This window comes from Phyllobacterium sp. GQ127 (assembly GCF_059758635.1).
This window is the reverse complement of sequence record NZ_JCAXDZ010000002.1, coordinates 33,941-47,085: the sequence shown is the minus strand read 5'-3', so window position 1 is coordinate 47,085 and position 13,145 is coordinate 33,941. Positions and strand designations below refer to the sequence as shown.

The following is a 13,145-nucleotide window of genomic DNA, read 5'->3' as shown; positions in this document are numbered from 1 at the left end:
CGACAGAGCTCATTATGACACTGGAATCCGACTTGAACTTCTCCATCACTGATATTGAGCAGCTTGAAGACAGCCTGCGCAAGGCGATGCTTTCCAGCGATACTGCCGCGTTGGATGAATGTCTCGACGACAATCTCATCGCGATAGATCCTTTTGGACGCAGGCTGAACAAGCAGGAAAACCTCGATTTCCATCGTGCCAATATCCTTAAACTTGATCAGATTGACATGTTGGATTGCTCGGTGCGACTCATGGAAAATGCCGCGACAGTCTCATGGTTCGGAAAAATCGCCGGAACATATTACGGGGAAAGCTTTTCCGAAAAGCTCGCTTATAGCCGGGTCTGGTCACGAACTGACGGGCGGTGGACATTGATCCTCATCCACAGCACCAGAATTACGATGTGAGTTATCCGTCTTAAGTACCGCGATAGCTGGGACCAGAGCCAACTCACCCCAGTCGCAGATCAATGATTCAATGTGCGGAAACTGCTCTATTCGAGCTCCAGCACCTCTCCCGCTGTATAGATAATTTCCGGCGGGCCATACTCGCCAACATCCGGCTTCGCTTCCCGGGCCCAAGCGATAACACCAGCATGTTTTGAAGCCAAATCCTTGGCGGTGCGGATGGCGCGATCTTTTGTTTCGAATTGCTGCGGTTCTCCAACCGGGAAAAGCTCGCCAGCATCCCCTTGGTCGAACGCTATGACGACAATCAATTGCACTGGGTCCATTACACTAGCCTTACGTCAAACGATAATTTTAATACTGACCCAAGAATTCAAAGGCAGGCCTTCGATCCAGAAAACATCAGTAAACACATGAGGCCATAGGTGCCCTATTTGGTACTAAACGCCAAGCACTAACAGCGGTTCCAATAGCGGCACTATGTTACTGCTTTTGGTAACGTTTTATTTCAAAGCGCACCTTGCGTGATCTTATTCGGCGGCCATATAATAGCGGATGATAACTCCTCCACAAAAAAATAGCCCTGCAGCAAGCTCTGATGCTCGTCCTTGGCTTAAAATTCTAAGCCAATATCGCAAACCGCATAGAGGCCGGAGCGCCTTTGAACTTGCGGTTACGCTTGTTCCTTTCGCTATTTTCTGGGCTTTGTGCTGGGCCGCTGTCCATTATGGCTATTGGTGGGGTTTGGTTCTCATTATTCCAGCAGCAGGCTTCCTGTTGCGATTGTTCATGATCCAGCATGATTGCGGCCACGGATCATTCTTTGCTCACCGCCACACGGATGACTGGACTGGCCGGGTCATTGGCGTGCTGACATTGACACCTTATGATTATTGGCGACGCAGCCACGCTATTCACCACGCCTCGGCGGGAAATCTGGATGAACGCGGCATTGGTGACATTACTACGCTGACGGTTGCCGAATATCGCGCGCTGTCGCGTTGGGGCCGGATTGGCTATCGCTTCTATCGCCACCCGGCGGTCATGTTTGGTGTGGGGCCTGTTTGGCTGTTCTTCTTCAAGCAGCGTCTGCCCTTCGGCATGATGCGGTCTGGTGCTGCGCCGTGGATTTCAACCATGGCAACCAATCTTGGCATCGCTGTCTGCGCCATATTTCTGATGTGGCTTGTCGGCGTCGGTCCATTTCTGCTGATACACCTGCCCATCGTTACGCTTGCGGGAGCGGCGGGTATTTGGCTGTTTTACGTTCAGCATCAATTCGAAGAGACGCATTGGTCATCGGCACCGGAATGGCAGTTCCATGAAGCCGCCCTGCATGGTTCTTCGCATTACATATTGCCGGGTTTTCTCCAATGGATCACCGGCAATATTGGCATTCACCATGTTCATCACCTTTCCAGCAAGGTTCCCTGCTACCGGCTTCCGCAAGTTCTGAAGGACTATCCGGAGCTTGCCGATATTGGCCGTATTACAATCATGGAAAGCCTGCGCTGCGTGAAGCTTGTATTGTGGGATGAAAACCGCAAAAGACTGATTTCTTTCAGGGAAGCAAGGGCGCAGGTCTGATATCAGCGCCCGGCCCTCGCGCGATCACGCAATCGACAGATGCTCTTTGGGCCTCGCGGTGCGGGCCAGTCTTATTACCGCAAGACCCAGGATTGAGAATATACTGCCAACAGTGCCCAGATAGTTCAGCCCCAGATTGGTGATGACCAGCCCTCCGATCATTGATCCTATGGCAACCCCAAGGTAGAGCGCGGAATAATTGAGCGATAAAGCGAGCGGCGCACTTTCCGGCGCTATCGCCAATATGCGGCTTGCCTGCGCCGGTGGAAACATCCAGGCGATAACGCCCCAGACCACCATGTGCGCGATCAAGACAATACCGGCAAACTCATGTGGCAAGGTCATGATCCAACTGACCAGGATCAGGGCAACTGTATTGAGAATGGATGCAGCAATCACCGTTTTGGTGGCACCGAAGCGATCGGCCAACTGCCCGCCAAGAAAATTGCCGAATGCCGCGCCAACTCCAAAAGCCAAAAGGATAATCGGCAAGTATTCACGGGAAAGACCTGTCCCCTCCAGTGCAACAGCCGCGATATAGGTATATACGGCAAAGCCTCCGGTCATATAGAGAAGCATGGTCAAGAGTGCGGGCAGCAGGCCCGGATGACGGATGACGCTCAGGCGCTTGGCCAAGGTCATTTTATCTGCGTAAAGGCCGCGTGGCAGCAATAGCCAAACGATCAACGTGGCCAGAACACCGATCAGGGCAATGAACAGATATGTGCCGCGCCAGCCCGCAAAGCTGCTTATAAATGCCCCCAATGGCGCGCCAAACGCCACGGCCAGAGTTGTTCCCCCGACGATCACAGAGATCGCTCTGGCGCGATGATGCGGCTGCGATATTGCAACGGCTGTCGCCTGCGCTGTCGCGGCATAAAGCCCGGCAACCACTGCAATCAGGAGGCGTGCTATCAGCAAGAGAATATATGTCGGGGATATTGAAGCAAGAATAGCACCGAGAACAAAAACCAATGCGCTTCCAGCCAGCACGATACGCCTATCCAGCGCACCTGTGAGGGCAGCGACGATGGGCGCTCCAATTGCATAGGCGAAAGCATAGGTCACAACCAGATAGCCTGCCTGAACAAGACTTACCCCCGTGTCTCCAGCGATCTCGGGCAGAAGGCTTGCCACGACAAAGCCTTCAATGCCGATTGCAAATGTGCCCAGCGCCAGTCCTACAAGACGAATGTCCATGGCTAATACCTAGATGTTCAACGATCATTGAACTATTCGCCTCCTCCAAATCAAAGTCAAGCGGTAAGTTCAATAATTATTGAACATTGAAATCTCTCCTGCCAATTGCTATTACATAGGTATGACGAACGCTCTGTATCATCCTGCTCCGGAAGAAATCGCTCTGCCAGCTGTTCTTGCAGCACTGGGCGATGAAACCCGCCTGACAATCATCTCCATGCTTGCGAGATTTGGCGAAGACGAGCGCAATATGACCTGCAGCTATTTTCTAAGCCTCGGATCCAAAACCGCGTTGAGTTATCATATTGGCAAGCTTCGTGAGGCGGGCATTATTTACGTTCGCCCTGAAGGGACAAAACGCTTGCTGTCCTTGCGGCGCACGGATTTGGAAAAGCGGTTTCCCGGTTTTCTGGATTCAATTCTGGCATCAGCAACGCAGCTCTCACCTGGCGTTGCTCCCTCCTCCACTGAATTTCCGAAACAATCAGGATTGCCATCATGAGAATAACGCCAAACGGCTCTGTCCCCTCGCGCCGCCCTCCTTCCGATTGGTTTACCGGAACTGTCTGGCAGGATCCAATCATTGAAGCGGAAGAACCTGCGCGATTGCGCGCTGTAATTGTCCGTTTCGAGCCAGGTGCTCGTACGGCCTGGCACACCCATCCACTCGGCCAGACTTTGCACGTGACATCCGGCTCCGGGCTTGCTCAGGTTTGGGGCGAAGCAATAAGGGAGATCAAGGCTGGGGATACAATCTGGATTCCCCCGGGCGAAAAGCATTGGCACGGCGCTAGCCCCACTACTTTCATGACCCATATTGCCATGCAGGAAGCGCTCGACGGCAAAGCGGTGGAATGGATGGAAAAGGTTTCAGATACGCAATATTCCGGCCACGATTAGTCTGCTACATTTCTGTTACCCTGTTCGGGTTGGAAATGTATGTTCGCATGAAAGGGAATAATCATGGCATTCGAAGACATCAAAGCCAGAATCGCACTTTTGGTTGAAGAGATGGTCAAGCGGCCAGCGGATGCTCATGAAATCCATGAAACCTTGCGCGAACATTTGAATGAGCTCAGGGCCATGGGCATGCCCTTGCCCGATGACCTTGTAGCGCTTGAACGCAAGCTCGAGACTGATTTCGATTCATAATCGCCATTATAGCGGCCCATTGAAATTATCGTCGAGCCGTCCGTCGACAGAGTGCCTGCGTCTGTAGCCCGTTGAGCTCCTGCCATCCAGGGCTCCAATATCGCGCATCATATGGTCTGAGAACTCATCCAGACGGACATGACTGACAGGCGCGTTTTTGCCGTGCCCGGTTCTCAATCCCTTGATCCAATTTATCCATGCGGAGAATACTGGTTTGGGTGGTGTATGCGCTTTTGACATGTTCATTTCTCTAACTCCGAGTAAAGGCTGTCGGCCCTTTGTTGAAGCGAAGATGCGCCATACCCCAGTTGTTTTCCAACAAAACGGCAAGTAGTATGCATAAGGACAGCTTATGCGAGAAACTTGATGCAACTCCCTCCCTTATCTGCCATCCGGGTTTTTGAAGCCGCTGCACGCCACGGCAATTTTACCAAGGCCGCCGAAGAGCTGGGCATGACCCAAGCGGCTGTCAGCTATCAGATCAAGCTGCTGGAAGAGCGTATTGGGGCGCTGCTGTTTTTACGCAAACCGCGTCAGGTTGTGCTTACTGAAGTGGGCGTCCGGCTTTCTCCAGCGATCAGCGAAGCGTTTGAGCTTATGCGCGCTGCCATCGCCGCCACACGTGAAAATGCTGACGGCGTCTTGACCGTTAATACAATACCGACTTTTGCTTCAAACTGGTTGGTGCCGCGATTGGGGTCTTTCCAGCTATCACACCCGCAATTGGCGGTACGATTGCAGGCGAGTCGGGAATTGATCGACTTTAACCGCCATCAGGTCGATGTTGCCATCAGGTCGGGAAATGGAAAATGGCCTGGCCTGACGAGCCATAAGCTTTTTGCTGCGGAATTTTCTCCGATGTTGACACCGGCATTAGCTGCCTCGGTCGGAGGGATAGAAACTCCAAGGGATCTTCTCAAATTACCAATTGTCGACACGGGAGATTATTGGTGGAAATTATGGTTCAGGTCGGTAGGCATTGATAATCCGGATCTGAAAGGCGACCCTCGCAACCGCTTTGGCGATCAGCATCTGGAGGGCAAAGCTGTTTTGGCTGGCATGGGCGTTGGAATTCTCACTCCCGCCTTTTATCAATCCGAAATTCAACAAGGTCAGCTTATCCAACCATTCGATATGGTTGGTGCAGATGCGGATCATTTTTATTGGCTGGTCTATCCTGAAGCACGCAGAAATGTCCCAAAGATCCGCGCTTTTCGCGACTGGATGCTGGAGCAAATCGGCAGCAACGGCAATTGAAAAGGGCGGGTTTAATCCCGCCCGCTCCGATCTTTAAAATACTGCGAGATAGCGCAGCAGCGAGATAATACCGATCACCACCACGATGACCTGAATAATCTGCTTGGCACGGCCATCCAGTGGCAGCATCTGGATGAGATAGAGCACGAGAAAAATCACCAGAACGGTGATCAAAAGACTGATCAAAATCGACATTATTTATTTCCTGTTTTCGGGATCAATACGAGTGTAGCCCTTAGAAACTCTCGTGAGCCGGCTTTTGTTCCATGCAATGCACGTAAAGAGTGCATTGTGCTCGTCCTGCATTGTTTGCTCCGGGCTGCACTGATAGTTTGCGGCAACCGCCATGCTTTCAGGAAATACCCATGCGCTCCTTGTTTCATTTTGCCTATCATGTAACCGATCTCGATGAAGCTCGTCGCTTCTATGGCGAGATTCTTGGCTGCGAGGAGGGTCGCAGCACGGAAACATGGGTTGATTTCGATTTCTTTGGTCATCAGATTTCGCTGCATTTGGGTAAGCCATTCGAGACAACCAATACCGGTAAGGTGGGTGATCACATGGTGCCCATGCCGCATTTCGGCATCATACTTGCGCTTGAGGATTGGAACAGGCTGGCAGATCGGCTGAAGGCTGCAAATGTCGAATTTGTCATGCCACCGGTTGTACGCTTTAAAGGCGAGCCGGGCGAACAATGGACAATGTTCTTCCGCGATCCGTCGGGCAATCCCATCGAAGTCAAAGGCTTTGCCGACTTCGCCAGCATCTACGCCAAGTAGCTTAAAATCCATGGAAGTGCCGCCGTCCAATATCAAGGCTGCGTTCTGGATGACCGGATCGCTGGCAGCCATCATTCTGATGGCGGTTTCCGGTCGCGAAGCTTCCAAAGAGCTGAATGTCTTTCAGATCATGGAGATGCGGTCGTTGATCGGCCTCGCCATGCTTTATCCGCTTATCCGCTCATCGGGCGGTATAAGAGCGATGCGAACCAGCCGCATCTGGCAGCATTTGGGCCGTAATACCGCACATTATGCCGGTCAGTTTGCATGGTTGATGGCGCTGTCAATGATCCCATTGGCGCAGCTCATTGCAATCGAATTCACCACGCCAGCCTGGACCGCCATCATGGCCGTGGCGTTTTTGGGCGAGCGGCTCAATATCTGGCGCATGCTTACAATAGCGCTTGGAATTATCGGCGTGATCATCATCGTTCGCCCCGGTATCGGCACCATTGAAATCGGTCAATTGATCGTGCTTGGCGCCGCTTTTACCTTCGGGATTTCTTTCACTATGGTCAAATCTCTGACGCGCACGGAAAGCGTAGTCAAAATCATTTTCTGGATGCTGGTCATTCAGTCGGGCATCGGTCTTTTACCTGCCCTGCATAGCTGGCAATGGCCGAGCCTACACGTCATGCCATGGGTTATCATTATTGCCTTCACCGGCACATTCTCGCATTTCTGCATGGCGAAAGCTTTGCTCTATGCCGATGCCACTGTGGTCATTCCCATGGATTTTCTTCGCGTGCCCCTCACCGCAATCGTCGGCTGGCTGGTCTATTCCGAACATATCGATGTCTATACTGCCATCGGCGCGGCGCTGATCCTTTCGGGCAATTTGCTCAACCTCAAGAATCGCAAGGCCTAGAGAAGTCTATTCGTCGGGCTTCTGCATGTCTGATGCATCGGCGTCATTCTTGGCCAGATCCTGCATTCGCGCTTCCGCAGCAGAGGACAGATGCGACCAGATTTTTGCAAGGCTGCCAGCGGCGCGGCTATAGGTTTCGTCAAGCCCCGGCTTGTTGACCAGTTCCTGAACCTCCTTGAAATCGTCGACACCTTTTTGAATTACCCGGTGCAGCCTGGAAACCTGTTCCAGCGTAAGGCTGGGCTTTGAAAGTGCCGCGGGAACCTGCTTTACAAGCTGCTGAACCAGATCGGCATGCTGCTTGAGCCGCGCGACCCCAGTGTTTTGTATCTTTCCATCTTCTGTCATGGCTGCATATTCGCCTGCATCCGGCACGAAAGACAGCCCATATTGCTAATTAATGCTGAATCTGGGGTGTCACGTCGGGCAGCCCAACCGAATGCGCTATCCGATGTAACTTGCTTGGCTCGGCCTCAGCGCCCGTCTCGATACCATTGAGCTCTTCCACGGTCAGGCCGCTGGCAATTGCGAGATCTTCGACCGTATAACCGAATTTTTCCTTGATTGTTTTTACAAGATTGACCCCGGCAGTGATCGCGGAGGCTGTTGTTTCAATCACATCGGCCATTGTCATCTCCTTGTTTGGAAAATTTGCGTCTCCGGTAATGCGCCGCCGCGAATTTGGTTCCTATGCTTTCGGCATATTCTCCGCCAGAAAATCAATAAATGTGCGCACGCGAGTAGCCAGGTAATCATGCCCGACAAATACAGCATTGATCTGCTCCATATCGCCTGCATTGTAATCCTCCAGAATGACCTCCAGCCGACCGGCTTCTATGTCATCGGCCAGATGAAAATATCCGAGGCGCGCTATGCCCAACCCAGCCAGACACATCTGCCGCACGATTGCGCCGCTGCTCGCCAGAAAATTGCCGGAAATACCCATCCGCTCGATTTCACCGGTATCGCGATTTTTGAAGGGCCACTCCTCAAGAGCGCGGCGGAAATTGAAATTCAGGCAATTGTGCTTCTCTAGATCGGCTGGCTGCTTGGGCCTGCCTCGCCTTGCAATGTAGTCCGGAGATGCAACTACAACCTTGCGGCTTTCACACAGTTTGCGTGCTTTCAGGTTCGAGTCGCGCATCGGGCCAACGCGAATTGCGATATCTGCTCGCTCGCCGATAAGATCAACCACGCGCTCGCTCAGGGTGAAATCAAGTTCTACCTCGGGGTATAATTCCAGAAATTTCGGCATAAGCGGAAGGATGAGAAATTGACCGACCGCAACCGACGAATTGACCCGCAACAATCCATGCGGCGCGACCGATGCACCAGAGGCGACGACGCGCTCGGTTTCTTCTATTTCAGAAATGATCCGTAGCGCACGCTGGCGGTAAATCTCGCCTTCAGGCGTTAACTGCAATGAACGTGTTGAGCGTACGAGCAAGCGTGTACCGAGCCGATCCTCGATACGGCGGATCATTTTACTGACCGCCGATGGCGAAAGGCCAAGCTTTCTGCCTGCCGCAGAAAAACTGTCCAATTCAACCGCCGTCACGAAGACGTCCATTTCTCCGGCTCTATTATCCATATCAGACCCCGCTACCGCTTATGAATTAGTTTCACAACAGCTGGTCGATAACAAGGAATTATCACACTGGCTGTTTAAGCCCATATGAGGCTTTGGATCATCAGATTTTGTAGCTGCCGCAAATGAGAGGAATAAAGAATGTTCAATGTAAGCGCTCATGGAGCAAAAATTCCGGCAATCGGGTTTGGCACGTTCCGTATGCCTGGCGCGGATGTGCTTCGCATGGTTCCCGCTGCTCTGAAGCTCGGCTATCGCCATATTGATACCGCACAGATCTACGGCAATGAAGCTGAGGTGGGTGAAGCAATCAGGAACTCCGGCGTCTCGCGCGGCGATATATTCCTGACCACCAAGGTTTGGGTCGATAAATACAAGCATGATGATTTCATCAAGTCGGTCGATGAGAGCCTGTCGAAACTAAAGACAGACTATGTTGACCTTCTGTTGCTGCATTGGCCAAAGAGCGATGTGCCTCTGGCCGAACGCATTGGAGCGCTCAACGAAGTCCGCGATGCGGGCAAGGTCCGCAATATCGGCGTCAGCAATTTCAGTTCAGCCCTCATGGCTGAATCAGTCAAGTTGAGCAAAGCTCCGATCGTGACAAATCAGGTGGAATATCACCCCTATCTTGATCAAAGCACTGTGTTGAAGGCCGCGCGGGATAGCGGCATGAGCATCACCGCCTATTATGCCATGGCCGATGGCAAAATCATTGGCGATCCGGTCATCAAGGCAATCGCCGCAGCCCATGGCAAGAGCGAAGCGCAGGTTGTTCTGCGTTGGATCATTCAGCAAGAAGGCGTCATCACGCTTTCCAAAACTGTCAGCGAAGAACGCGCCAAGAGCAATTTCGAGATCTTTGATTTCGAACTGACCAATGAAGAAATGCAGGCCCTGCATGCACTTGCCAAGCCAGATGGACGGATTGTCAATCCGGGCCATCTTGCTCCAAAGTGGGATTAACTCTCCCCAACTTTGCTATTGGAACGCGGCATCTCCTCAACCGAGGAGGTGCCGCAGTCGCGTTTAGTCCTATCTGTGAATTGAATTCATAACCATTGAGCATGATCTGGTCATTATCAATGGAATTGCGATGGCTCATATTGGGGGCAACCAACCGGCCATCAGTAATTTCTATTTGAGGGCTGGCTTAACGCAGCATCCAATCAAAGGATAGGATCATGCCTCTCGCACTTCTGGCGCTGACGATCAGCGCCTATGCCATCGGAACCACAGAGTTCGTCATTGTCGGCCTCTTGCCCACAGTTGCCACAGATCTCAACATTACGTTGCCGCTCGCCGGGCTTATCGTCAGCGTTTATGCGCTTGGCGTCACCTTCGGCGCACCCATACTGACCGCCCTCACAGGCAGAATCGAGCGCAAGCCATTGCTGCTCGGTCTCATGGCCCTGTTCGTCGTCGGCAACACGGCGGCAGCACTCTCGCCTACCTATGAGCTATTGCTCGTCGCCCGCGTCATCAGTGCGTTTGCCCATGGCGTGTTCTTCTCGGTAGGCGCAACAATCGCCGCTGATCTGGTTGCGCCCAATCGCCGTGCCTCAGCAATCGCCATGATGTTTCTTGGCCTGACTGTTGCTATCGTCACAGGTGTTCCACTCGGCACATTTATCGGCCAGCAACTTGGCTGGCGTGCAACCTTCTGGGCCGTAACCGTGCTTGGCATCATCGCATTCCTTGCCATTGCATTCCTTTTGCCATCCAAGATCGCAAAAGCCGCCCCTGCCCGCATCATTGATCAGATTCGTGTTCTGGGCAGTGGCCGTCTTCTGCTTGCCTTTGCCATGACCGCGCTTGGCTATGGCGGCACCTTTGTGATGTTCACATTCCTTGCACCTGTTCTCGAACAGATCACTGGCTATGCCAATTCCACGGTCAGCCTGATCCTTGTACTTTATGGCCTGTCCATCGCCGTTGGAAATATGGTCGGCGGACGCGTCGCCGATGGCAATCCAGTCAGAGCGCTTGCAGTCATGTTCCTATTGCAGGCCATCGTTCTGGCGGCGTTCACCTTCACCGCCACATCGCCGGTCTGGGCGCTAATAACTCTGGCCGCTTTAGGGGCATTGTCCTTCTCCAATGTGCCCGGCCTCCAGCTCTATGTGGTGCAACTCGCCAAGATCCATACACCTGAAACGGTTGACGTGGCTTCGGCGCTGAACATCGCTGCCTTCAACCTTGGCATTGCCGGTGGTGCCTTCCTTGGCGGCATTGTCGTTGCTTCGCCGCTTGGCCTTGGTGCCACACCCTGGGTTGGCTCGCTGCTTGTTATCGGTGCGCTTGGCCTTACCCTTTGGAGCCAGATGCTCGACCGACGCGAGTCTGCCCGGGTTCTCGCCCACGCCTGACAGGCTCAAAACTTGGCAGCCTTGTAAAAATCGGTAAGGTCAGCATGAGATTCGCAAGAGGTTTTTCATGCTGGCCGAAGTGGCACTGCCCATCAAGCTGACTTTCAAGCTCTGGTTGCGCTTCTGGCCCCAATTGGTGGCCGTGGTGCTTCTAGGGCTTTCTGCTTCTCACATCCTGATGTATCTGGCCGTTAAAACAGCCTATATGAACCATTATGCCGGGCTTGGCGTGTTGACCCTCGTTGCGCTTACGCAGCTGGTAACAACTGTTTCCATGATCCAGATTGTGCGCCCGGGACTGCCTTCTGTCAGCGCTGCCCAAGCACAATCCGACAAGGCAGCGGCGGGCAGCGGCTCCGGATTCTCCCGTTTGACGACGATTATCGCTGTCGCTCTTATCCCGTTCTTTGCCTATTACGCAGCCTGGGGTTTTCTTGGCGATACGGTTCGCCAATATTCCCGCTTGGCCCTGTCGATGATGCCCTTTGGCGGAAATGGCAATGTTCTGGATGTCCTAGACTCCAAATGGATATTGCTGTCCGTTGCGCTCTCCTGGCTTGTTCGCTGGTTTGCCAAGACCATGAAAGAACGCACAAAGCGATCTTTCTGGGAAATCGTCATTGTGGTTTGCGAAACCAACTGGATTTTCATCGGTCTCTACATTATCAGCCGCTGGAAAGATGACTGGATGCAGGCACTGGTCAATGGCAAACTATGGTCATGGTTTGAGCAATTGCTTGCCGGGATCGCGCAACCTGTTTCGGTTGCCTATGCGGCGACAATGATCCCGGTAGAACAGATTCCCGAAAGCTTTGGCACAATTGCCACCAACCTGTTTTTCCACACGCTTTTACCCGTGATCTGGCTGGTCATGATTGCGCTGGTCTATGGCTATGATGTTCGTGACCAGAAAGAACTCATGCGGGTGCATCACCGGGTCGAGCGTTTTGGCGAACGCTACCAGGCAGTGCCTAAATTTATCCGAGACTTTATCAATCACTTCGTCAGCGGCTACCGCTCGCGTTATCTTCCAATCGCCAATGGCGTGCGGCTGACACTGAATTCCGGGCTGCTGCTCATCGTCACGCTCATCCTCGGCTATCGCTTTATCGAATGGGTGGCAGCATGGGCATGGCTGGGCGCAGCCCATATAATCGGCCCGCAACCCGGCAGGATTTGGGAATTTGCTGGCAATGCGATTGTCTTTTTATTGGGCAGCCCGATGCAGGATTCTTCCACCGGCCTGCTCGTGGAGCCCTTGCGCATTTGTTTCCTCGCCGCGATTTTGGAAACAGCCTTCTCGATGAGAAGAAACCCTGCACTTGCTTCAACCTCACTTGAAGGGGCGCGGTAAAAGCGGCCTATTCCGTGCGAGCAAATTTCAGATAGTTGGGCCGCTCGCTATACATCCCCAATGTCGGGCGCAGTTCATCCGCGACCGCTACCGGCACGAGGAACCGCTCTTCGATCACCATTCTTGTGCCTTTTTCCGCTCCTGAAAATATGGCCGACGTGCATGTCTGGATACCCTCTTTTGCAGGGCGCATTCCGGGAATGGACGTTGGAGACCAAGAGCGACCAGCCTTGTCTGTCAGTCGGATTGCACACATGAGCCATCGCTCCTGCAAATTGGTATCGCCGATCTCCACGAGAAATCTTGCAATCACAGGCACGGAACCTGCGGGCAGCGAGCCGGGGCGAATGCCCTCTTGCACCTTCCGCGTCCCGTAAAACTGCCAGTCGCTGCCACCATAATGCTTGACCTCACCCGCAACCACTTCAGTGGGGTATAGATCGGTGTAACGGCTCATTTCCACATAGTCGCCATAACTGATGGTGAACAATGAGACCGGGACAATCACCAGCAGGGCCCACAGGCTGCGGCGGCGCCAGCGGCGCTCGGAAGGTTGGGTATCATAATCCGTCACAGCCATCGCG

19 protein-coding genes are annotated in these 13,145 nt (G+C 53.0%); 11 read left to right on the top strand and 8 right to left on the bottom strand.

Translation table 11 applies throughout. The features are described from left to right. Positions 1-14 precede the first annotated feature (14 nt). Positions 15-407 (top strand): nuclear transport factor 2 family protein, encoded by a 393-nt coding sequence (locus AC6CHM_RS08480; RefSeq protein WP_115051464.1) that lies wholly within the window; start codon positions 15-17, stop codon positions 405-407. A gap of 86 nt (positions 408-493) precedes the next feature. On the opposite strand, the gene AC6CHM_RS08475 is transcribed toward AC6CHM_RS08480, so the two are convergent. Beyond that, on the bottom strand, positions 494-733 hold the full coding sequence (locus tag AC6CHM_RS08475) for a hypothetical protein (protein WP_115051465.1): 240 nt from the start codon (positions 731-733) through the stop codon (positions 494-496). 229 nt (positions 734-962) lie between these two features. Here AC6CHM_RS08475 and AC6CHM_RS08470 point away from each other — a divergent pair, with 229 nt between their 5' ends. Beyond that, complete coding sequence (locus AC6CHM_RS08470; RefSeq protein ID WP_115051466.1) at positions 963-1,994, top strand: fatty acid desaturase; 1,032 nt, start codon at positions 963-965, stop codon at positions 1,992-1,994. Between the two features lie 24 nt (positions 1,995-2,018). Here the strand turns inward: AC6CHM_RS08470 and AC6CHM_RS08465 are convergent, their stop codons facing one another. Then, positions 2,019-3,194: an MFS transporter gene (locus AC6CHM_RS08465; RefSeq protein WP_307282280.1), complete on the bottom strand. Its 1,176-nt coding sequence runs from the start codon at positions 3,192-3,194 to the stop codon at positions 2,019-2,021. 121 nt (positions 3,195-3,315) lie between these two features. On the opposite strand from AC6CHM_RS08465, the gene AC6CHM_RS08460 reads away from it, so the two are divergent. The 3 genes from AC6CHM_RS08460 to AC6CHM_RS08450 all read left to right on the top strand — a co-directional run bounded on the left by AC6CHM_RS08460 (position 3,316) and on the right by AC6CHM_RS08450 (position 4,346). Next, positions 3,316-3,696, top strand: coding sequence for an ArsR/SmtB family transcription factor (locus tag AC6CHM_RS08460; RefSeq protein ID WP_336440705.1), 381 nt, complete (start codon positions 3,316-3,318; stop codon positions 3,694-3,696). Beyond that, positions 3,693-4,094 (top strand): (R)-mandelonitrile lyase, encoded by a 402-nt coding sequence (locus tag AC6CHM_RS08455; RefSeq protein ID WP_354342715.1) that lies wholly within the window; start codon positions 3,693-3,695, stop codon positions 4,092-4,094. The genes AC6CHM_RS08460 and AC6CHM_RS08455 overlap by 4 nt, the downstream gene beginning before the upstream one ends. A gap of 63 nt (positions 4,095-4,157) precedes the next feature. Then, positions 4,158-4,346 (top strand): hypothetical protein, encoded by a 189-nt coding sequence (locus tag AC6CHM_RS08450; RefSeq protein ID WP_498172712.1) that lies wholly within the window; start codon positions 4,158-4,160, stop codon positions 4,344-4,346. A 6-nt stretch (positions 4,347-4,352) separates the two neighbouring features. On the opposite strand, the gene AC6CHM_RS08445 is transcribed toward AC6CHM_RS08450, so the two are convergent. Continuing rightward, positions 4,353-4,592, bottom strand: a complete 240-nt coding sequence (locus tag AC6CHM_RS08445) for a hypothetical protein (protein WP_337353971.1) — start codon at positions 4,590-4,592, stop codon at positions 4,353-4,355. Positions 4,593-4,712: 120 nt separating this feature from the next. On the opposite strand from AC6CHM_RS08445, the gene gcvA reads away from it, so the two are divergent. Further along, positions 4,713-5,603 carry a transcriptional regulator GcvA gene (gene gcvA / locus AC6CHM_RS08440; RefSeq protein WP_115051472.1) on the top strand — a complete coding sequence of 297 codons (891 nt, stop codon included), beginning with the start codon at positions 4,713-4,715 and terminating at the stop codon, positions 5,601-5,603. Positions 5,604-5,636: 33 nt separating this feature from the next. On the opposite strand, the gene AC6CHM_RS08435 is transcribed toward gcvA, so the two are convergent. After that, positions 5,637-5,798, bottom strand: coding sequence for a Thivi_2564 family membrane protein (locus AC6CHM_RS08435; RefSeq protein ID WP_115051473.1), 162 nt, complete (start codon positions 5,796-5,798; stop codon positions 5,637-5,639). A 170-nt stretch (positions 5,799-5,968) separates the two neighbouring features. Between AC6CHM_RS08435 and AC6CHM_RS08430 the strand changes: the two genes are divergently transcribed. Then, entirely contained in the window at positions 5,969-6,382 is a 414-nt protein-coding gene (locus AC6CHM_RS08430; protein ID WP_115051474.1) for a VOC family protein, read from the top strand. Between the two features lie 10 nt (positions 6,383-6,392). Next, positions 6,393-7,250, top strand: a complete 858-nt coding sequence (locus tag AC6CHM_RS08425; protein ID WP_498172710.1) for a DMT family transporter — start codon at positions 6,393-6,395, stop codon at positions 7,248-7,250. Positions 7,251-7,256: 6 nt separating this feature from the next. Here AC6CHM_RS08425 and AC6CHM_RS08420 read toward each other — a convergent pair whose 3' ends face one another. From AC6CHM_RS08420 to AC6CHM_RS08410, 3 genes are read right to left on the bottom strand one after another with little or no spacing between them, the layout of a single operon-like run. Then, entirely contained in the window at positions 7,257-7,598 is a 342-nt protein-coding gene (locus tag AC6CHM_RS08420; RefSeq protein WP_498172709.1) for a hypothetical protein, read from the bottom strand. Between the two features lie 49 nt (positions 7,599-7,647). Then, on the bottom strand, positions 7,648-7,878 hold the full coding sequence (locus tag AC6CHM_RS08415; RefSeq protein WP_115051477.1) for a helix-turn-helix domain-containing protein: 231 nt from the start codon (positions 7,876-7,878) through the stop codon (positions 7,648-7,650). 60 nt (positions 7,879-7,938) lie between these two features. Continuing rightward, entirely contained in the window at positions 7,939-8,841 is a 903-nt protein-coding gene (locus tag AC6CHM_RS08410) for a LysR family transcriptional regulator (RefSeq protein WP_115051478.1), read from the bottom strand. A 138-nt stretch (positions 8,842-8,979) separates the two neighbouring features. On the opposite strand from AC6CHM_RS08410, the gene AC6CHM_RS08405 reads away from it, so the two are divergent. From AC6CHM_RS08405 to AC6CHM_RS08395, 3 genes are all read left to right on the top strand, one after another. Beyond that, the gene (locus AC6CHM_RS08405; RefSeq protein ID WP_498172707.1) at positions 8,980-9,804 is read left to right on the top strand and encodes an aldo/keto reductase; all 825 of its coding nucleotides are present in this window, start codon (positions 8,980-8,982) and stop codon (positions 9,802-9,804) included. A gap of 218 nt (positions 9,805-10,022) precedes the next feature. After that, complete coding sequence (locus AC6CHM_RS08400) at positions 10,023-11,207, top strand: MFS transporter (RefSeq protein ID WP_498172706.1); 1,185 nt, start codon at positions 10,023-10,025, stop codon at positions 11,205-11,207. Between the two features lie 67 nt (positions 11,208-11,274). After that, positions 11,275-12,561, top strand: a complete 1,287-nt coding sequence (locus tag AC6CHM_RS08395; RefSeq protein ID WP_498172705.1) for a hypothetical protein — start codon at positions 11,275-11,277, stop codon at positions 12,559-12,561. A 7-nt stretch (positions 12,562-12,568) separates the two neighbouring features. Here AC6CHM_RS08395 and AC6CHM_RS08390 read toward each other — a convergent pair whose 3' ends face one another. Beyond that, a complete protein-coding gene (locus tag AC6CHM_RS08390) occupies positions 12,569-13,141 on the bottom strand; it encodes a hypothetical protein (protein WP_498172703.1) in 573 nt (190 codons plus the stop codon). Positions 13,142-13,145: the final 4 nt, after the last annotated feature.